This window comes from Pseudoalteromonas prydzensis (assembly GCF_001661495.1).
GTDB classification, from domain to species: Bacteria; Pseudomonadota; Gammaproteobacteria; order Enterobacterales; family Alteromonadaceae; genus Pseudoalteromonas; species Pseudoalteromonas prydzensis.
In genome coordinates this window covers 251,860-270,918 of the sequence record NZ_BDDT01000002.1, presented here as the reverse complement: position 1 = coordinate 270,918, position 19,059 = coordinate 251,860, and the positions used below count along the sequence as shown (strand labels likewise).

Sequence of the window (19,059 nt, the reverse complement as noted above, 5' to 3'; positions counted from 1 at the left end):
AAGAACTAAGTATGAAATATACCCTATTTTTGTCTTGAGCAAAATATCTTGCTGTAAAAATAAGCATAAAAGCACAGTGTATTCCCGGCTGATAATATTATTGTCTACCTCCTACCGATTAATATTGGTATCTAGTCTCATTCCCTTTGTTATTTAGATAAAAATTATCTTTAATGGGTTAACAATTGTTTAAAGGATCCACCATGAAGCTTATCAGTATCATTAGTTTCTCACTGGCTGTACTTACTTTGAGTGTTAGTACCGCCAGTTATGCAGAAAACCAACGTCGCATTGATGTCGACAGCAGTGTTGTCACGGAGCATAAAGCACGTATTAATGGCGAGCGCTTTTCATACACTGCAACCACAGGCACGCAGCCGGTGTGGGATGACAAAGGCGATGCGATTGCAACCTTGCAATACACCTACTACACCCGCGATAAAGTAGACGACAGAACAAAACGCCCGTTGCTGATCTCATTTAATGGCGGTCCTGGCTCTGCTTCAGTTTGGATGCACATTGCCTATACTGGCCCACGGGTGTTAAAAATTGATGACGAAGGCTACCCTATTCAACCTTATGGTATAAAAGATAACCCTTATTCAGTGCTTGATGTTGCCGACATCGTTTACGTTAACCCAGTCAATACTGGTTACTCTCGCGTACTTGAAAACGACAAAGGCGAACTGCCAAGTAAAGAAGCGCAACAAAAGATGTTTTTTGGTGTAAATGCCGATATAAAATATTTAGCGGAATGGTTAAATACTTTTGTGTCACGCAACGAGCGCTGGCGTTCACCTAAGTTTTTAATTGGCGAAAGCTATGGCACAACTCGTGTATCTGGCCTTGCCCACGAGCTGCAAAACCGCCAATGGATGTACATTAATGGTGTGGTATTAGTGTCTCCGACTGAGATAGGCATTAAGCGCGAAGGACCTGTAGAGGCTGCAAACCGTCTTCCTTACTTTGCAGCAACAGCTTGGTATCACAAAGCACTTAGCCCAGCCCTACAAGCAAAAGACTTAGACGAGTTACTGCCTGAAGTAGAAGCGTTTACAGTTAATAAACTATTGCCTGCGATTGCCAAAGGTGGCTTTCTTGACGCTGACGAAAAACAAGCCATCATCAAACAAATGGCTTTATATGCTGGCGTATCTGAGAAGTTTGTTGCGCAAAATAACTTAGACATTCCAACTAACTTTTTCTGGAAAGAGTTACTACGTGAACGCGGTCAAACAGTGGGTCGTTTAGATTCTCGCTACTTAGGTATTGATAAACGTGATGCCGGTGAGTCTCCTGATTATTGGGCTGAGCTTACCTCTTGGCTGCATTCATTTACACCAGCGATTAATCACTATTTACGCGATGAATTAAACTATAAAACAGATGTTAAATATAACTTGTTTGGTAATGTTCACCCGTGGGACCGCAGCAATAATAACACCGGTGAAAATTTACGTTTAGCTATGGCGCAAAACCCTTACCTCAATGTAATGATCCAATCAGGTTATTTTGATGGCGCAACCAATTACTTTGATGCCAAGTACACTATGTGGCAACTTGATCCAAGTAGCAAAATGCGTGATCGTTTGAGTTTTAAAGGCTACCGCAGTGGTCACATGATGTATTTACGCCATGCTGACTTAGAAAGCTCGAACAATGATTTACGAGATTTTATTTTAAAATCATTACCTAAAGAAGGTGAAGCGGCAAAGTATTAAGCATTGCACTCCCTTAGTTAGTTAAAAAAGCCCGTTTTATTACGGGCTTTTTTGGCAACATGTAAACGTTTAGGTATATACTCAAACCATTGATTTTACGTTTTGGAAAACAAAAATGGCAGAAAACTTCCGTGTCATGTTTGCAGGTCTAGCCAAAGATACCGACCAAGCACACGCGATCAGCCAATTGGCAACTAGACTCAAAGCCCCAACCGCAAAAGTGGCCGCTTTTCTTGAGAACAAGCCATTGTTTGCCCCTTGTGAAAAAGAAAAAGCGCTAAAACAAGCCAAAATCCTTGCTAGTGTAGGCATTAAAAGCAAACTGCAACCTGTACAGGGCAATACAATTGCCAGCAACAATGATACAAGCAGCCAACGCGATGAGCGAATTTTTAATGCCCTTGATTACATTACTAGCAGCTTAATTCGCATCGAAGAAAAACTCGATGACCTAGAACAGCGCTTACCCGCAAATCAACAACAAGCAACGGCTGACGAAGACGAAGATTGGCAAACTGATGATATACTACTAGACGAAGAATTAACCACACCAATTAAAAAACGCAGTAACATATTGTTATTTTCTCTTATTGCTATGGTCGTTATCTTGCTCGTTGTATTGGGATTATCGTTTGCATTTCCTGATTTACTCAGCGTTTAGTAAAAAATAACAGGTACATAAAAATAATAATGAGTGAAAAAAGAGCACAGATCCGCCAACAAATCCGAAAAGCACGTAATTTACTGTCAAAATCTGAGCAAGAAATTGCGGCAAAATCACTTAAAGTGAATTTTACTCAACACTTAAAACAACAAAAAAAGACCCAAAACGCCCATATAGGCATTTATTTTAGCAATGACGCAGAACTTGATACCTCATTGTTAATAAAAGATCTTTGGAGTAAAAATCACCATCTTTACCTACCGGTTATCCACCCCTTTAATGGCACTACTTTGTACTTTCAGCGCTATGAAGAAAATTCACCCATGAAGCCAAACCGCTATGGTATCTTGGAGCCCAAGTTAAATTGTAGTCAGATATGCCCACTTTCAGAACTTGATTATCTGCTGATGCCATTAGTGGCATTTGATGATAACGGTAACCGATTAGGTATGGGGGGTGGTTTTTATGATAAAACACTGGCGCGCTACGAAAAAGAAAACTGGCAAAAACCACAACTAATTGGCCTTGCACATCAATGCCAGCATGTTAAATGTTTACCTGTTGAATCGTGGGACGTACCATTAAATTACATAATCACACCACAGAAAATCTACCATTGGTAAGCAATTTATTTATATACTAATGGCAATCTCTTTCACCTATTGAGCATATAACAATGACACAAGATGAATTAAAAAAAGCAGCAGCTTGGGCTGCACTCGAATTTGTAAAAGAAGGCACCATAGTAGGCGTGGGCACCGGTTCTACGGTAAACCACTTTATTGATGCCTTAGGCACGGTAAAAGACACCATTGCCGGTGCAGTTTCAAGCTCTGATGCTTCAACCGAGAAACTCAAAGCCCTTGGCATTGAAGTATATGAATTAAACGATGTTGATAGCCTAGATGTATACGTTGATGGCGCCGATGAAATCAACGCACAGAATGAAATGATCAAAGGCGGCGGCGCTGCATTAACCCGTGAAAAAATCGTTTCGGCAGTGGCTAAACAGTTTGTTTGTATTGTTGATGAAACAAAAATAGTGGACACCTTAGGTGAATTTCCACTGCCAGTAGAGGTTATTCCTATGGCACGCAGTTATGTTGCCCGAGAATTACTAAAACTAGGCGGGGACCCGGTTTATCGTCAGGGTGTAGTGACAGACAATGGTAACGTTATTTTAGACGTACATAATTTGTCTATCAGCCAGGCAAAAGATTTAGAACTGACAATTAACCAAATTGTTGGCGTAGTAACTAACGGCTTATTTGCCCAACGTGGCGCAGATAAAGTGATTATCGGCACCAAAAATGGGCCGCAAATTAGATAAATAGGATGAGGATATGAGTAAGGTATCGTTAGCAAAAGACAAAATTAAAATTCTTTTGCTTGAAGGTGTGCATCAAAGCGCTGTTGAAACGCTAAAACGTAACGGCTACAGCAATATTGATTATGTAAAAACTTCATTACCTGAGGACGAACTACTTGAGCGCATTAAAGATGTGCACTTTGTAGGCCTGCGTTCTCGCACTCATATTACCGAAGCGGTATTAGATGCCGCTGAAAAACTGGTTGCGGTTGGCTGTTTTTGTATCGGCACTAATCAAGTTGATTTAAACGCTGCTCGTGAACGCGGCATTGCGGTATTCAACGCACCATTTTCTAACACTCGCTCTGTTGCTGAGTTAGTACTTGGTGAAATTTTACTGTTGTTCCGTGGGATTCCAGAGCGTAACGCCATAGCTCACCGTGGCGGCTGGTTAAAAACAGCCAATGGCTCGTTTGAAGCCCGTGGTAAAACCCTCGGTATTATTGGTTACGGTCACATTGGTACGCAACTAGGTATCATGGCTGAAAATATCGGCATGAACGTTGAGTTTTACGATATAGAAGACAAGCTAACCTTAGGTAATGCCACACAAGTACATAACCTAACGCAGCTATTACAACGCGCTGATGTTATCAGCTTACATGTGCCTGAAACACCGCAAACTAAAAATCTGATTGGTAGCGCGGAAATTTCAGTGATGAAACAAGGTTCAATTTTGATCAACGCCTCACGCGGCACAGTGGTTGATATTGACGCTCTTGCAGAAGCACTACGCGATAAAAAAATCAGTGGCGCTGCCATCGACGTATTCCCAGTTGAGCCAAAATCAAACGAAGAAGAATTTATCTCGCCACTGCGTGAATTCGACAACGTCATTTTAACGCCGCACATCGGTGGTTCAACGCAAGAAGCACAAGAAAACATTGGTATTGAAGTAGCAGGTAAACTGGCTAAGTACTCAGATAACGGCTCAACCATTACTGCGGTTAACTTCCCTGAAGTATCACTGCCAGAGCTTGCTAACCGTAGCCGTTTATTGCACGTACACCACAACCGCCCAGGTGTGTTGACCCAAATTAACCAAGCGTTTGCCCAACATGGCATCAACATCGCCGCGCAGTACTTACAAACCGACGAAGCCATTGGTTATGTAGTTATCGACGTAGATACTGATCACTCAGAAGTCGCACTAAAAGAGTTAAGTGCCGTAGAAGGCACCATCAGAGCGCGTATTCTTCACTAATAGCGGTCAGCGGTCAGCGGTCAGCGGTCAGCGGTCAGCGGTCAGCGGTCAGCGGTCAGCGGTCAGCGGTCAGCGGTCAGCGGTCAGCGGTCAGCGGTCAGCGGTCAGCGGTCAGCGGTCAGCGGTCAGAAATAATAAAAGCCGTGCTTGTTAAGTCAAGCACGGCTTTTATTTTGAGTGACAAAATACAATACGCGCTCCCACTATTTAGCAAAAAGAATTTAGATTGCGCTAGGCAATGACTACTTAGCTTCACAAAGTTTAGTGTCATTTAGAGATATTTGGATCTATATTTATTACGAGAGATGAACCGCCCATTGCACTTCCTGTTAATAAAAAGCGCATGATCGATGATGTGGAGAGCTCAGGCTACCCGATTAGTGTAAGCTACATTTGCAACAAGAACTTACGTAAATCACGCTCTTGTCTCATGATGTGTAAAATAAAAACCTTATCACTGGCTATTTTGTAAAATATACGACAAGGGTTAACTATCACTTCACGGTAATTCAGATTAGATAACTCAATCGGTGTCTTCCCTGACTCAGGGAACTCTTCAAGGCGTTCAACTTTATCAAAGATTTTCGCCACCAACTTTTTAGCAGACAGCAAGTTGCTCAATGCAATATATTCAGCGATATCGTTTAGATCTTCCAGAGCAGGATTTGTCCAGATTATTTCAGCCATTTATTCATTTTCTCTTTAGCTGCAATATTAGACATAGTTTCTCCTCTACTTATTGCCTGCTCACCTTTAGCTAGCGCCTCAAGGATTTGCATACGTTTTTGCATAAATTCGAAGTCATCAACATCAACAAGATACGCTGACGGTTGCCCATGTTCGGTGATTAATACGGGCTCTTTAGTTAAATGCAACTCAGATAATATTTTCGTCGCTTGGCGTTTCAATGTTGTTACTAACTCGACTTTCATAATAACCTCCACAAAAATGTATCACTATAGTAGCACTGAGTAAGCAATTTAGGAAACGCAGCTAACGAGCATGTAGAATAACTCGTTTTTAATTTATTTTATTGATGCATTAACCATAGCCGGGCCCTATTTTGATTCAATCGACAACTGACTTTCACGTAAAATATAAAAAGAGGATTTGCTGTTGTTTTAATTGGCGTTTTACAGGTTTTTGATTGGCTTTTTTGAGGAGTTATAGGCTATCTTATTAATATAATGTGTTTAACGCATGCTGATATTAGCCTTCAAGTTCATCCTCATTTACTTCTCATTTCCTTCTCTTTGTGCAAAAAAATTAGTGAATTATTCACAAAGAGGTTAAGAGACGCTGCGCTTAAGAGTAATACAGATTCTAGACCCAAAAGTATTTGCGCGGCGAAGGACATTACTACCGAATAGCCAACGCTAATCTGCTAACGGTGGATTTAGATCACTGGATCCGCCGTAGGATAAGAATGTGCTACTGGCGGCAATGGCGCTATTTATAAGAAATAACACGCACTAAAGTACGCTGTTTAGTGAAATTGAGTGTTAGCGAACGACTCGCCATAACATGTGGTATCACCAGTATCAAAAGTATACGCTTGGAAGCGAAGCCCCTTGTCAAAGCTCAAAAACAAAAGGAATTAACATTGCGCTAGGCAATGACTACCTAGCGTCACAAGGTTTAGCGTCATTGAGAGGTGTTTGGATCAATATTCATTACGGGAGGTGAACCGCCCATTGCACTTCCTATTAATAAAAAGTGCATGATGGGTGGTGTGGGGCTGGAGGTTAGAGACTTCCAGCTACCCGATTATAGCTACACACTGCTTACTGGCTCTGTATTTTCTGCACTTCAGATTCTAGCCATTCATATTTTTCTTTAATTCTTTGTGCCGGACCTGAAGAAATAATACTTTTAATTTTTGGTAACATTTCAGATTGAGCCCTCACAATAGTTCTAAGTTGGGCTGTGTCTGAATAAGCAAGTGAACTTGATGTTGTTATATACCTAAAGCAAGCTGGAAGAGATATATAACTATATTTATCATCTGTTTCAATCAGAGGCTCTAAAACTTCAAAAGTATGAATTTGTCGAAATGCCTCTATACAATGAGCATCAAATATTATCCTTGGTGTGATAGCTTTTTCTGATTCCAAGTGATATGCCCGATTCATAGCGGGACCAAATAATGGTCCGTTTTCGGTATGCACTAATTTCCCTAAGGTTACTCCCCCCCTAATAAGTAGTGAATGCTCATCCCATAATTTAATACTTAATTTCGCTAATAACTCAAGGATAGTTTGTGATGCTATCACATCGTCGACATCAGCTGAGAGGACCAAGCTATCTGAAAAATAGGAAATGGTTACTGGGTGCATTTCACTCATATTCTGAGTCATTCTAGCTATAACAGCTTTTGCTTCATCTAACTTTTCTTCAGGTATCTTGTCTTCATGAAGAGAACCAAACATTGTTTCTTGAAGTAGTTGTGGATTCATAGAGATTAAAGCATTTAGAATGCTTTCAGCTATATCAGGTATATCACTACTTTTTTCTACTAAGGCACCAAAGCCTAATATATCGATAAATGCTATAAATTTATTTTTGTACATTGCAGAAACTTCACCTGTAGCTATAACGCCGCAAATAAACGGCAAAAATTAGTTGGCTAAAAATTTGTGAGGTACGAACAAAGCCAACTAGTTTTTGTCCGCACTTTTTAATTTGCTTTGTTATATGCCGATTACCAATTCACCTGCTTAGTTTTTTTATAACCTAGCCACATAGTAATTGCTAGCGTTAAACATCCCAACAAAATGAAAATAGCTGTTACATTTGGGGACTCTTGCACAATGCCAAGTTTTCCATTTAACCATGCAGGGAAGAATATACTAAACGGGATGTAGGTAACGATAAACAACAGAAACCAAATATATTGGCTGAACACGTTTAACAAACTACGACGATTAACCAGTTTAAGTTTATCTGCTAAATGTTTATGGAACTTTACGATACCCAAGCAGAGCCAAACATAGACCACAAATGAAACTACAAAAATAGCAATATTCACATAACTCTCTTAGGCTTATAACAATTTTACAGTGCGCGAAGGGCGGATATTTCTACTCCGTCACGCTCATTTTTTACTTTATATAGTATTAACAAATTAGCTAAGACATTACTACTGCTAAGTTTTCTATTATCTTTAAGCAAAGCTAAATGGAACAATATACGCGCGCCGCTCACCTTTCCTAGTGCAGGAACAAACAACAGCTTTATTATTCAATAAGTCATTATCCTAAACCTATATCAATGTCGGCTTCCACCTTGAAACCATCACTCAGTTTTACTCTTTCACTATTTACTTTCGTCACTCTCAATCACAACCTACAGCGTTAAATTTAACGCCGATCTACTCTGGTTTTTCCTGATGCCTAGCGCCTAAAACCTAGTCCCTCAAACAAAAAAAAGCGCGAGATTAACTCGCGCTTTCAAATAACTCAAAACTATCGCGGCCTTAAACTTACCGCTTACTGACAGCTATTATTCGCCCTTGGCTTTAAGATTAATAAACTCTGCTAGCTCTTCTGGTTGCCCCATTAGGGTGAAGATCTGTTGGTTAATTTCGGTCATGGTTTGCCCTTCTGGCAAGCTTGCTGAGACGGTTAATGAACCTAAGCCTTGCGTGAAGTTTTTAATCGCTTCACCTAGCTCTTCGCTGACTGGTGCTTGTTGTAACTGCATGTCGACCATTTGCTGCATTTGCTCTAGCGTCATGCCTTGCTTTTCAAGGGCTTGCTCTACTAACGCTTTAAATTCGCCTTCATTGTTTAAGGCTATTTCAATACTGCGCGGTTCAAGCTCTGAAAGTGCTTCCATCATGATGGTTTGTTGCTGTAGCTGCTGCTCTAAAGTTGGCTGTTGTGCGCCTAACTCTTGCTGCATTTTACTAAGCGCTAACGACGCATTCATTAGTGCGGTTGATTTAGCTAAACCTAAGTTAAACTTAAGCGCGACAATTTTATTGGCATTAAGGTCGAAGGCAATATCGCTATCCCCTGATTTTTCATCGTAATTCATCAAGGTGTGTAAGTCATAACTGGCTGAGGCAAGGTTATTATTAGCATCCGGCGGTAGCTGTGCTAAGAAGTGCTCGCTAAAGGTAAAGTTTTTAATCGTCAGCTCGGTACGTGGCGCGATTTTATCGGTTTCGTATCCTGATACTTCAATACTCGCAATATTTGCCATTGCTTGCTGATCAAAGCCGGTGATCACCATATTAGAGATTTCTACGCTTTGCCCAAATACGCTCGCTGAGATATCTTCATAGCTGGCTGTCATACCCATTTGTTGATTCATCAGTGCTAGCTGACGATCAACTTCTACTTTCACTTCCTGTGTCAGTGCGTGATTTGCGTAGCTAACACCACCGATAGCTGCGGCAACAACAACGGCAACAATTGCGAGTTTTTTCATTCTATTTCCTTATTACTATTCTATTTATAGCCAAGCTGATTATGGCCATGCTTTATACTAAAAATTTTCCTAAGCGTATCATTCAATAATAACTTTGGTAAGGGCTTGCGTTTATTTGGGGCACTAAATGCTAATTAATTAAACTCAGTAGCTCATGCACTGTTTTAACTGGCGTAATTTTAGCGCCCAGTCCTTCCATTGATTTATGGTAGTTGCGAAATGGAATAAATATTTCGGTAAAACCGTGCTGGGCGGCTTCTTTAACGCGCGGCACACCACTATCGATTGGCCGTACATCGCCATTTAAGCTCAGCTCGCCCATTATGCAGGTTGTACGTGGCACCACAAATTCATTTAAGCTGCTGAGCAAAGCAGTTACTAGCGCTAAATCGATACAGGTTTCAGTTTCATCAATCCTCAGCCCGCCTACAATATTAAAAAAGGTATCGTGAAAGATTTTGGTTTTAGTGTGTTTACGTAAAATACCGGTCAACATTTTTATGCGGTTCATGTTTAAACCTACACACACTCGCTGTGGAAACTCAGCTTCGGTTTCAGTGGTTAAACATTGAATTTCGAGTAACAAATTACGGTTACCTTTGCGAATGCAGGTGATCGTAGAACCTGGCGAATCGGTGCTTGAGCCCGATAAAAAGATTTCACTTGGGTTATCTACACTGAGCATACCGCGCTCACACATTCTAAAAATACCCACAGTGTCGATATCACCAAAACGGTTTTTATTAGCCCGTAAAGTACGAATTTGCCCGTCGTTGGTGTCTATGTGTAATAGCGCATCAACAATGTGCACTAAAGTTTGCGGCCCTGCGATTTCATTATTCTTATTTACATGGGCGATGATAAACATAGTGACATCGTTTTGCTTGCAGTACTGTGTCAGCGCTTGCGCAGCACTTTTAACTTGCGATGGTGAGCCTGGGCTGCCGTTGGCGGTATCCGTAACAACCGCTTGAATGGAGTCGATCACCGCAAACTTGATTTTATTTTTTTCAAGCTCTTCGATAATGGTTTCAACACTGGTTTCTGATAATAAATACAGTTCGTCAGGGTTGTAATCGAGCTTTAGACGATTAACTCGATTTTTAAATTGTGATAACGACTCTTCCGCGGTGCAATAGAGTGATGGCATACGTTGTGACATGCGTGCCACTAAATCCGACAATAACGTGGTTTTGCCCGCTCCAGGGTCACCGGAAATAATATTTACAGAGCCGGTAGTCACGCCACCAGATAGCACCCGATCAAGCTCACCAATACCAGTGAGTTGTTTTTCTGCTTCAGTGGTTGTGATGTCGTTAATTTTTTTAGAGCCACCGCCCACACCACCGGCATAACCACCAACAACACTGCGCGCTGCTGCTTTTTTACTTTGCCCCGCAGAGGGTTTAAATTCAGCTAAGGTGTTCCATGCGCCACAGCGACACTGCCCTTGCCAGCGCTGATAGTTCATACCACATTCGGTACAAACAAACTCTATTTTTGCCGCTTTTGCCATTAACTTTGCCTATATTCATCATTTTGAATTAATTTATGTTAATACTAGTTTGCCATGCTGTACTGTATTGTATTGTATTGTCGAATATTGACCTTGCCAACTAGGCAAATCAACGCCACAATCGAGTTATATAAAAGCAATGTTATTTACTTTTATGTTTAGGGCATACTTTTTGCTTAATCTTTTTTGCTTGGACTTTTTGATCCTAAAATTAAAGTAATGAGCCATTAATTTGGCAATTTCATACTTGAATTCAAATAATAAAAACTAAAAAGGGTAGTTTATTACATTCACTATGCTGCAAACCAGCGTCCAAGAGAGTGTATAAATACTCACGTAGTATACCAACTTTTTAGAATAGACGGTGATGGTTTTATAAATGACTGAAGACATTCTACTGAAGTACGAAAGTTTGGTTGACGAACTTAAATCGTATTTAGGTAATGCCAAATTTGACACGATCTTTAAATCAAAAACAGCGGGCCTGACCAAGCCTGAGCAGTTCTTGATCAAGATGGAAATGTCACGCCTCTCGCAACCCATTGCTCGTTTTATCGATTTACGTGGTCAAGTAACAGGCCAAGTTAAGCCTTATGAGTATGACGGCAAACAGCACTTTATGGATGAAACTGCCATTGCAGTATTCGAAAAAGCCATAAAACGCCACGGTGGTTATACCCTTGCTGTGTATGAAGCCGTTATGAATACCGATAACAACCACCGCGTAATGCAAAAAAAAGCGGCTGAACAAGCAAAACAACCTGAACTACAAAACAAACAACAATTAGATTGTCAGGTAATTAAATTTGCCTCTTATGAAAGCCGCCGCGAAGAGCGGATGAACTATTCAATCAAGATCACGGTGGAGCTGAGCAAAGACGACACTATTGCAGCCACGACCTCTGATATTTCTTTAAGTGGCGCCAAAATCAAACTGTCGCCACGCTATCAAGTCAAAAAAGGCCAATTGCTTGGTCTGCGCTTAGTGGGCCTTGAACAAGATTTTGAGCTGGGTTTAAAAAACGGTATTCAATACGAAATTGTGGCGGTTGAAAAAATATCTGCAGAGTATAATCATATTCGCTTAAAACGTACTTTTATCGAAAATAATGCAAAATTCGATGAGTTTTTAGCAAGCTTTATTCATGGCAACAAACGCCGCTATAAAGTGAATTTAGATAACACCTTAGACGCCGTCGTGTCAAAAGGCTACGAACAGTATTATATTCCGCGTGTTACATCCTTGTTCACCTTTTTTAGCCAGCAAAATGACAAGCTCTACCCGAGTTTAGTGCTAACTACTGAAAACAATATTTTCATTCAGCGCTATTTTTGTGATGAACGTAAGCTATCGTGTTTGTACACTATTTTAAATCAACAACGTTTAGCCGAGCTGTTAAGCACCCCAGCGCAAGTAAAAGAAGAATATTTATACACCTTTACCCATGTGGTGGCAGGAAAAATATATTACTACTCGGCAACACGCAGCGAGTTGGCAGCAGAGCCGCAGTTCAGCGCGTTATTTTTTGGTTTTGGTAGCCAAAAAGATAGTTGGCAATGCTTTAAAGTGCAGTTAATGCCAAGCCATCCTGAGGACTCATTTATACCATTGAGTTTACCAAATACCGCTGGCAAAGATATTGAGAAGTTGAATAAACCACCTTCGCCGCGCGTACAAGGGATGATCAAAGACGTAAAATATTTGCTGATCTTAACCGCCATTGGTACCGCAGCCGAACAGGCTCATTATCAGAGTTTTAGTTATGATAAAAGTATCGTTAATCAACTCAAACGTTTTGGTCACGGTAAACATAAAACCCCTCCCAAACTTGAGACTGTAGATTTAGAATACGTGAACCTGCGCTCACACAAGCGTTACTTGTATAAAACAGATGCGCTATTAACCACTAAAGATGAGCAAATACAAACCGCCCATAGTCGTGATTTTTCGGTCATGGGATTGCAAATTGAATGCGATAAACCGGTTACATTGCAAAAAGGTGATATTGTTGAATTAAGCTTACCTGAACTACAAAAGATCACTAAAAAGCACACTCTTAGCAAATTAAAATACGAAGTGATGGCTGTCAGTAAATCATTAACTACCATCAATTTAAAAGCCTCACGAATTGCTGATAACCCTCATGAAGGGGTGAAATTTTTCACTCAGTTAATTGAAAATAACAAAGATAAATTAAAGGTATCCGAAGAAGCTCCCAAAGTACCGGGGCTTTCAACTGCGCTTAGGAATATGGTGACGAAAAGTGTCTGCCAATTTCCGTTTTATTTACATAAAGAGGCGGCGCATTTTAAAACCGGCGCAATCGGTCAAGGCTTATACCCGAGCCCACTGCATATTATTTTACAAAATTATGGTTTGCTTAATGAAACCACCAGCATTGATGCGTTTTTACCACCAGAGCAAATCACAGAGGTGATCACCCCTGCAATCAAAGATCGTAGCCGCCAAGATCCGCCACTGCCTTTCACATTATTTATTCGTTTTGATCCGAAAAAATCGAGCATCGAAGATGCTGTAAAAAGTAAATGCACTGCGACTGACGACTTTGCCCCTCAGTTGCTCTTTTTAAAGAAAGGGCTAAAATCTGAATTGCTATTTATTATGCGTGTTTATATTTCGCGTACTGGCCGCCCTGATACCGATTACTTAGCTAACGAGCTAAAATATGTAAGCCAATATGCATTACATAAAGCCAAAGATCTTGAAGAAGCGCTGTGGTCGGTCGCAGGCGTTGGTGACATGGTTGATATAACCGACGAAACGCTTAGTCATTTAGATTTACCAACTGAACTGATAGAACAAATGAATAAGCGTAAACAGATTTGGTTAAAACGGCTCAGTTAATTACTCAGCCTGTGGAATAATTAATAAATACAGCAGCTGTAATAGTGAGCCTTGGCAAATAGCCGCTTGGGCTTGCTCAACCACTTTAGGCTTACCGTGAACTGCGACTCCGAGCCCGGCTGCCGCCATCATGGTTAAATCATTAGCGCCATCGCCAATTGCCACCGTTTGTTGTAGTGGCAAACTTAGCTGCTGCTGTAAGTTGCGCAGCACCACTGCTTTTTGCTGGGCATCGACAATAGTACCAAGTACTTTACCTGTGAGTTTTGCATCTTTAAACTCTAGAATATTGGCATGAACTTCATCTAAATTAATCAGCTGCTGCACTTGCTCGGCAAAAGGCACAAAACCACCCGAAGCAATCGCTAAGTACCAATTATGTTGCTTTAACACTCGGCATAACTCTTTAACGCCAGGCATTAGTGGTAAGTTATTTTTAAGCTGATCAATTAAGCTTTGTTCAATCCCTTCAAGCTTGGCAACACGTTGATGTAAGCTCTCACTAAAATCTAACTTACCAGCCATCGCTTGTGCGGTTACTGCAGCCACTTCGTCATACACATCAGCTAGACGAGCTATTTCATCAATACATTCAATGGTAATAGCGGTTGAGTCCATATCCATTACCAGTAGGCCTGGATTAGTTAAACTTGGTGGCTTACTGACCTGTACAAGCTGAAAACCGTGTGGATGCGCAAATTCATTCATTACTAGAGGGTTAATGCTCGTTTTTGCGGTATCAGAGTAAAAACACAATGCCGGCGTTAGATTTTGATCGGGTTGATAACGGCATATTGCGGTGACTATAAATTGCTGTTGCGCCAAAAACTGCACAATACTCGCTAATTGCTGACCGTTAAAATCGCCAGCAAAAGCAATACTAAACACCCCTTGCGGATCGCTCGGTAAGCTCACTTGCTCTGCTAAGGCATCTTGATAGTGATACCATTTACCTAACGACAACTGCATTGACAATTGCTCTGATGAAAGGCTCGCAATGCGCTCCAATGTCATGATGACTCCAAAAATGATACTAATGTCTCCCCTGTAAAATAACAGTTAACTCGCCATAAAGGGGGATTTAAGGTTATAGTTAGGACTAGTTGTAACATCAAAAGTAAAAGCTGTCAGCAGCGCAAACGGTGACTATGAAAAATAACCATCTTAAAAACCCTATTTCAGCATCCCTTAGGCAACGCCTAGTGCGATTAAGCATTGCTGCGGCATGCTTTTTGTTACTGACTTGGGTAGCGGTTAATAGTAGTTTTCAAAGCCATCAATTACTTTATGATAATGCCGACAGCACAGCAAAAAGCTTAACCCGCTTTATGGCACTTAATGCAAAAACACCGATGCTTGAAAAAAACAAACCTGAGCTCACCGCCTTATGTAATAGTATTAGCAAAGATGAGTTTGTATTAGCGGCAACGATTTACGATCAGCAAGGTGTCCTTATTGCCAGTAGCGATAATTGGCAAAAGCACCATTTACTAGGCAAGCTACCGAATTCAACCCCGGGTATTAGCAAGCTAAAAACGCCGTTTGTTGAGCCGATTATTAGTGATGATAATCGCCCGCTGGGTTTTGTTACAATCACCTATTTAACGCGTTCAGCAGTGGCAACTAGCCATAGCAGTTTTCATGACTTAGGCCGCCAAGTTCTCTTGATGTTAGTGATCACCTGTATTTTTACCTGGCAACTTGGGCGTGGATTAAAACGCTGGCAGGTTAATCGTTATATTCGAAAAAGTGCTGAACACGATTCATAAAGTTGTTGTTCAAAAATACCTTTCTCTTGCTCTTTAAGCTGCTTTAACTCGCACAGTTGTGCAAATATTAAAGGCAGCTGCAATGGCGTATTAACTTGCCCTTGAAACCCCGCCAGTGGCATTGAGGGTGAATCTGTCTCCAGCACTAAATGCTCAGCCGCCAATGCAGCAACAACACTACGGGTTTTTTGCGCTCGCGGATAAGTGATCACCCCACCCACGCCCAGCTTAAAGCCGTGCTTAATGTAATACTGTGCTTGTTGCATTGAACCTGAAAAAGCATGAATAACCCCACCGAACTTAGGTTTGCAACGCTTGAATGCTTGGGCTATTAAGTCATGACTTTGTCGGTGGTGCACAATCAAGGGCAACTCAAGCTGATTAGCAAGCACGATATGATGCTCAAATATCTGTGTTTGTAAGGCTAAGTCATCAATACTGCGGTCAATTCCGCACTCACCAATAGCGATAAGCTGTGAGCGATGTTGCTCTGCAAATTCAGTTAATGTCATCAGATGATTATGCTGATACTGCGCTAAAAAGTAAGGGTGTAAACCGGCTGCAATACCAACGTTTGTATGCTGAGCAGCAAACGCAATTAAAGCCTGAGATTGCGCCAAGGTAACCCCCGGCACAATTAGCTTTTCGATCCCCTGCTGCTGACATTGCTTAATTAGTTGTGCGCGCTCAGCATCAAATTCAGTAAAGTCTAAATGGCAGTGTGAATCAATAAACGCCATAACAGCTTATGGGTTTAAACGGGTAATTTGCCAACTGTTATCAGCTTGACGATGATACATAAAACGGTCATGCAAGCGATGCGCGCCACCTTGCCAAAACTCAATTTTAGTCGGTACTACACAATAGCCGCCCCAAAAATCAGGCAGTGGGATTTCACCCTTAGCAAATTTGTTTTTCATATTGGCAAAAGTTTCCATCAGCACTTTACGCGATGATACCGGTCGACTTTGCGCTGACGCCCATGCCGCTAATTGGCTTTCTTTAGGGCGTGATAAAAAGTACTTCGCCACCGCCGCAGTAGGTAATGGTTGTGCTTCGCCATAAACAATCACTTGGCGTTCCATATGGTGCCACGGGAAATGCAAACAGATTTTGTTATTCCCTTTGAGCTCTTGTGCTTTACGTGAGCCGGTATTGGTAAAAAATACAAAGCCGTTTTCATCTAGATGTTTTAATAACACAATACGCTGTGAGGGCTGGCCAGTTTCATCAACCGTTGCCACCACCATGGCTGTTGGATCGGGCAGCTGACTTGCTACCGCATGCTCAAGCCAAGTTTCAAACTGTTTAAATGGATCATCAAGCAAAGTCTCTTCGCTCAACGCATCTTGCAGGTATTCACGACGAATATCTTCGAGTTTCATAAAATTCCCTCTAAAAAGCTATCAGCTACCAGCTACCAGCTATCAGCTATCAGCTATCAGCTATCAGCTATCAGCTATCAGCTATCAGCTATCAGCTACAAAATTAAACGATTGCAGCTGCGCGTCAAGCTAAACCTAGCACCTAGCACCTAGCACCTAGCACCTAGCACCTAGCACCTAGCACCTAGCACCTAGCACCTAGCACCTAAAATTATCTGCAAGTGTAGGAGTGCTGACAAGGCGGAGTGCTTTTTTATGCCAAGGAGCATACGTGTTTGTATGTGACTTAGGCTAAAAAAGCACGACAACGCCGTCAAAGCGAACTACACGCAGCAGATTACATTTGCTCCATGACTTCGATGCCTAACAGATCCAATCCTGTACGCAGCGTATCCGCCACCAAATTACACAACACTAAACGGCTGTCACGTACACTTGGCTCTACGCCATCTTTAAGCACTGGGCAAGCTTCGTAGAATGTCATGTAAAGGCTGGCAAGCTCGTATAAGTAACTACACAATACGTGCGGGGTTGCTTCACTGATCATTTGATCTAGCACTTCTTCCAATTGTAGCAATTTAAGTGCGAGTGCTTTTTCTTGCGGCTCGATAATAGCAACATCCGCGTTTAAGCTTGCAGCGTCTACGCCCGATTTACGGAAAATACTACGTACGCGAGTATAAGCGTATTGTAAGTAAGGAGCCGTTGCGCCTTCAAAACTAAGCATGGTATCCCAGTTGAAGATATAATCACTGGTGCGGTTTTTCGATAAATCAGCGTATTTAACCGCGCCAATACCTACTTTACGTGCGATTTCAGTGCGCTCTGCATCGGTTAAATCAGATTCACGCTCTGCAAGTTTAGCTGTAGCGCGAACTATTGACTCTTCGAGTAAGTCAGCAAGTTTAACAGTGCCGCCAGCACGGGTTTTAAATGGTTTGCCGTCTTCACCCATCATGGTGCCGAATGGGCAAAATTCATAGCTGGTTTCATCTCGTAGTAAACCCGCTTTACGGGCTGTAAGCTCTACTTGATTGAAGTGCAAGCTTTGACGCGCATCAACAAAGATTAAAATACGCGCTGCGCCTAACTTGTTTGAACGGTAATCACAGGCAGCTAAATCAGTTGTCGCGTATAAGAAACCGCCACCCGATTTTTGTACGATAAACACCGAAGGTTCACCGTCTTTGTTAGCAAGTTCGTCTAAAAACACCACTTGCGCACCTTGCGATTCAACCGCAATATTCTTATCTTTTAATAATGTGATAATGTTATTCAGTTCGCTGTTATAAGCACTTTCAGCCATGATGTCATCAGCAGTTAGGGTTACATTCAAACGCTTATAGACTTCCTCTGAATGTTTTACTGAAGTGGCAATAAATAGCTTCCACAGTTTTTCACAGTGCGCGTCGCCACCTTGCAGTTTTACAACGTAGTCACGTGCTTTATCGGCAAAACCTTGTTCATCATCAAAACGTTTTTTAGCATCGCGGTAGAACGTCTCTAAATCAGCCAGTGCCACTGAGTCTAAGTCAACACCTTGGTTTATTTGATCTTCTAAGTGAGCGATCAACATACCAAACTGCGTGCCCCAATCACCCATGTGATTTTGACGAATAACTTTGTCACCACGAAATTCAAGTGCGCGCACAACGGCATCACCAATAATGGTTGAACGTAAGTGACCTACGTGCATTTCTTTAGCAAGATTTGGTGATGAGTAATCAACTACAACGGTTTGCGGCTGTGCGTGCTCTGCAACAGCAAGTTTTGCATCTTGATTTGCAGCTTGTACGCTGCTTGCTAAAAATTCAGGCTTGAGGTGAATATTAATAAAACCAGGGCCTGCGATTTCAGTTTTTTCGGCGATGTCGCTAACATCTAAGTTATCAATAATTTTCTGTGCAAGCTCACGAGGGTTGCTTTTCATTTTTTTAGCCGCGCCCATAGCCCCGTTAATTTGGTAATCACCAAATTGTGGACGAGTACTTTGTGTAACCGCAGGGTTAGTATCTGCTGGTAGACCTGCTGCGGTCATTGCAGCAATGGCTTTATCGATTAAAAGCGTACGAATATTCATGTAATTTGTTACCTTTGTCAGCCCGCCATTGCGGGCTTTAATTAAATTTTG

General features: G+C 41.5%; 19 protein-coding genes. 9 read left to right on the top strand and 10 right to left on the bottom strand.

All coding sequences use genetic code 11. The features are described 5' to 3' along the window. The first annotated feature begins 203 nt into the window (after positions 1 to 203). The 6 genes from A7968_RS05575 (at position 204) to A7968_RS23780 (ending at position 5,200) form a co-directional block, all read left to right on the top strand. A complete protein-coding gene (locus A7968_RS05575) occupies positions 204 to 1,721 on the top strand; it encodes a S10 family peptidase (RefSeq protein WP_064665594.1) in 1,518 nt (505 codons plus the stop codon). Between the two features lie 115 nt (positions 1,722 to 1,836). After that, a complete protein-coding gene (locus tag A7968_RS05570) occupies positions 1,837 to 2,382 on the top strand; it encodes a hypothetical protein (RefSeq protein ID WP_064665593.1) in 546 nt (181 codons plus the stop codon). A gap of 29 nt (positions 2,383 to 2,411) precedes the next feature. Next, complete coding sequence (locus A7968_RS05565; protein WP_064665592.1) at positions 2,412 to 3,008, top strand: 5-formyltetrahydrofolate cyclo-ligase; 597 nt, start codon at positions 2,412 to 2,414, stop codon at positions 3,006 to 3,008. A gap of 53 nt (positions 3,009 to 3,061) precedes the next feature. Further along, positions 3,062 to 3,715, top strand: coding sequence for a ribose-5-phosphate isomerase RpiA (gene rpiA / locus A7968_RS05560; RefSeq protein WP_064665591.1), 654 nt, complete (start codon positions 3,062 to 3,064; stop codon positions 3,713 to 3,715). Positions 3,716 to 3,728: 13 nt separating this feature from the next. After that, on the top strand, positions 3,729 to 4,958 hold the full coding sequence (gene serA / locus A7968_RS05555; protein WP_064665590.1) for a phosphoglycerate dehydrogenase: 1,230 nt from the start codon (positions 3,729 to 3,731) through the stop codon (positions 4,956 to 4,958). Next, a complete protein-coding gene (locus A7968_RS23780) occupies positions 4,958 to 5,200 on the top strand; it encodes a hypothetical protein (protein ID WP_371850143.1) in 243 nt (80 codons plus the stop codon). The genes serA and A7968_RS23780 overlap by 1 nt, the downstream gene beginning before the upstream one ends. 145 nt (positions 5,201 to 5,345) lie before the next feature. Here the strand turns inward: A7968_RS23780 and A7968_RS05550 are convergent, their stop codons facing one another. After that, complete coding sequence (locus tag A7968_RS05550) at positions 5,346 to 5,645, bottom strand: type II toxin-antitoxin system RelE/ParE family toxin (protein ID WP_064665589.1); 300 nt, start codon at positions 5,643 to 5,645, stop codon at positions 5,346 to 5,348. After that, positions 5,633 to 5,890 (bottom strand): type II toxin-antitoxin system Phd/YefM family antitoxin, encoded by a 258-nt coding sequence (locus tag A7968_RS05545; RefSeq protein ID WP_064665588.1) that lies wholly within the window; start codon positions 5,888 to 5,890, stop codon positions 5,633 to 5,635. Before A7968_RS05545 ends, A7968_RS05550 begins: the two co-directional genes overlap by 13 nt. A 407-nt stretch (positions 5,891 to 6,297) precedes the next feature. Here A7968_RS05545 and A7968_RS23775 point away from each other — a divergent pair, with 407 nt between their 5' ends. Beyond that, positions 6,298 to 6,417: a group II intron maturase-specific domain-containing protein gene (locus A7968_RS23775; RefSeq protein ID WP_227008886.1), complete on the top strand. Its 120-nt coding sequence runs from the start codon at positions 6,298 to 6,300 to the stop codon at positions 6,415 to 6,417. Positions 6,418 to 6,742: 325 nt separating this feature from the next. Here the strand turns inward: A7968_RS23775 and A7968_RS05540 are convergent, their stop codons facing one another. The 4 genes from A7968_RS05540 to radA all read right to left on the bottom strand — a co-directional run bounded on the left by A7968_RS05540 (position 6,743) and on the right by radA (position 10,908). Then, a complete protein-coding gene (locus tag A7968_RS05540; RefSeq protein WP_064665587.1) occupies positions 6,743 to 7,528 on the bottom strand; it encodes a hypothetical protein in 786 nt (261 codons plus the stop codon). A 131-nt stretch (positions 7,529 to 7,659) separates the two neighbouring features. Beyond that, a complete protein-coding gene (locus A7968_RS05535; protein ID WP_227008885.1) occupies positions 7,660 to 7,986 on the bottom strand; it encodes a hypothetical protein in 327 nt (108 codons plus the stop codon). 473 nt (positions 7,987 to 8,459) lie between these two features. Next, complete coding sequence (locus tag A7968_RS05530; RefSeq protein ID WP_064665586.1) at positions 8,460 to 9,392, bottom strand: aq_1923 C-terminal domain; 933 nt, start codon at positions 9,390 to 9,392, stop codon at positions 8,460 to 8,462. 130 nt (positions 9,393 to 9,522) lie between these two features. Further along, a complete protein-coding gene (radA, locus tag A7968_RS05525) occupies positions 9,523 to 10,908 on the bottom strand; it encodes a DNA repair protein RadA (RefSeq protein ID WP_064665585.1) in 1,386 nt (461 codons plus the stop codon). Between the two features lie 379 nt (positions 10,909 to 11,287). On the opposite strand from radA, the gene A7968_RS05520 reads away from it, so the two are divergent. Then, positions 11,288 to 13,774, top strand: coding sequence for a PilZ domain-containing protein (locus A7968_RS05520; protein ID WP_064665584.1), 2,487 nt, complete (start codon positions 11,288 to 11,290; stop codon positions 13,772 to 13,774). Here A7968_RS05520 and serB read toward each other — a convergent pair whose 3' ends face one another. After that, positions 13,775 to 14,788, bottom strand: coding sequence for a phosphoserine phosphatase SerB (serB, locus tag A7968_RS05515; protein ID WP_064665583.1), 1,014 nt, complete (start codon positions 14,786 to 14,788; stop codon positions 13,775 to 13,777). It lies immediately after the preceding gene. Between the two features lie 134 nt (positions 14,789 to 14,922). Here serB and A7968_RS05510 point away from each other — a divergent pair, with 134 nt between their 5' ends. Beyond that, positions 14,923 to 15,543, top strand: coding sequence for an AhpA/YtjB family protein (locus A7968_RS05510; protein WP_064665582.1), 621 nt, complete (start codon positions 14,923 to 14,925; stop codon positions 15,541 to 15,543). On the opposite strand, the gene A7968_RS05505 is transcribed toward A7968_RS05510, so the two are convergent. The 3 genes from A7968_RS05505 to argS form a co-directional block, all read right to left on the bottom strand. Beyond that, on the bottom strand, positions 15,510 to 16,283 hold the full coding sequence (locus tag A7968_RS05505) for a TatD family hydrolase (protein ID WP_064665581.1): 774 nt from the start codon (positions 16,281 to 16,283) through the stop codon (positions 15,510 to 15,512). The two genes, A7968_RS05510 and A7968_RS05505, sit on opposite strands and share 34 nt — an antisense overlap. A gap of 6 nt (positions 16,284 to 16,289) precedes the next feature. Further along, complete coding sequence (gene pdxH / locus A7968_RS05500; protein WP_064665580.1) at positions 16,290 to 16,928, bottom strand: pyridoxamine 5'-phosphate oxidase; 639 nt, start codon at positions 16,926 to 16,928, stop codon at positions 16,290 to 16,292. Positions 16,929 to 17,265: 337 nt separating this feature from the next. Next, positions 17,266 to 19,008 carry an arginine--tRNA ligase gene (gene argS, locus A7968_RS05495; RefSeq protein ID WP_064665579.1) on the bottom strand — a complete coding sequence of 581 codons (1,743 nt, stop codon included), beginning with the start codon at positions 19,006 to 19,008 and terminating at the stop codon, positions 17,266 to 17,268. Positions 19,009 to 19,059: the final 51 nt, after the last annotated feature.

Bases quoted from the DNA above. Each gene is read 5' to 3' on its own strand.
- A7968_RS05510 (WP_064665582.1), top strand. From the start codon at position 14,923: ATGAAAAATAACCATCTTAAAAACCCTATTTCAGCATCCCTTAGGCAA.
- serA (WP_064665590.1), top strand. From the start codon at position 3,729: ATGAGTAAGGTATCGTTAGCAAAAGACAAAATTAAAATTCTTTTGCTT.
- A7968_RS05530 (WP_064665586.1), bottom strand. From the start codon at position 9,392: ATGAAAAAACTCGCAATTGTTGCCGTTGTTGTTGCCGCAGCTATCGGT.
- A7968_RS05570 (WP_064665593.1), top strand. From the start codon at position 1,837: ATGGCAGAAAACTTCCGTGTCATGTTTGCAGGTCTAGCCAAAGATACC.
- A7968_RS05550 (WP_064665589.1), bottom strand. From the start codon at position 5,645: ATGGCTGAAATAATCTGGACAAATCCTGCTCTGGAAGATCTAAACGAT.
- A7968_RS05575 (WP_064665594.1), top strand. From the start codon at position 204: ATGAAGCTTATCAGTATCATTAGTTTCTCACTGGCTGTACTTACTTTG.
- radA (WP_064665585.1), bottom strand. From the start codon at position 10,908: ATGGCAAAAGCGGCAAAAATAGAGTTTGTTTGTACCGAATGTGGTATG.
- rpiA (WP_064665591.1), top strand. From the start codon at position 3,062: ATGACACAAGATGAATTAAAAAAAGCAGCAGCTTGGGCTGCACTCGAA.
- A7968_RS05565 (WP_064665592.1), top strand. From the start codon at position 2,412: ATGAGTGAAAAAAGAGCACAGATCCGCCAACAAATCCGAAAAGCACGT.
- pdxH (WP_064665580.1), bottom strand. From the start codon at position 16,928: ATGAAACTCGAAGATATTCGTCGTGAATACCTGCAAGATGCGTTGAGC.
- A7968_RS05545 (WP_064665588.1), bottom strand. From the start codon at position 5,890: ATGAAAGTCGAGTTAGTAACAACATTGAAACGCCAAGCGACGAAAATA.
- argS (WP_064665579.1), bottom strand. From the start codon at position 19,008: ATGAATATTCGTACGCTTTTAATCGATAAAGCCATTGCTGCAATGACC.
- serB (WP_064665583.1), bottom strand. From the start codon at position 14,788: ATGACATTGGAGCGCATTGCGAGCCTTTCATCAGAGCAATTGTCAATG.
- A7968_RS05505 (WP_064665581.1), bottom strand. From the start codon at position 16,283: ATGGCGTTTATTGATTCACACTGCCATTTAGACTTTACTGAATTTGAT.
- A7968_RS05540 (WP_064665587.1), bottom strand. From the start codon at position 7,528: ATGTACAAAAATAAATTTATAGCATTTATCGATATATTAGGCTTTGGT.
- A7968_RS05520 (WP_064665584.1), top strand. From the start codon at position 11,288: ATGACTGAAGACATTCTACTGAAGTACGAAAGTTTGGTTGACGAACTT.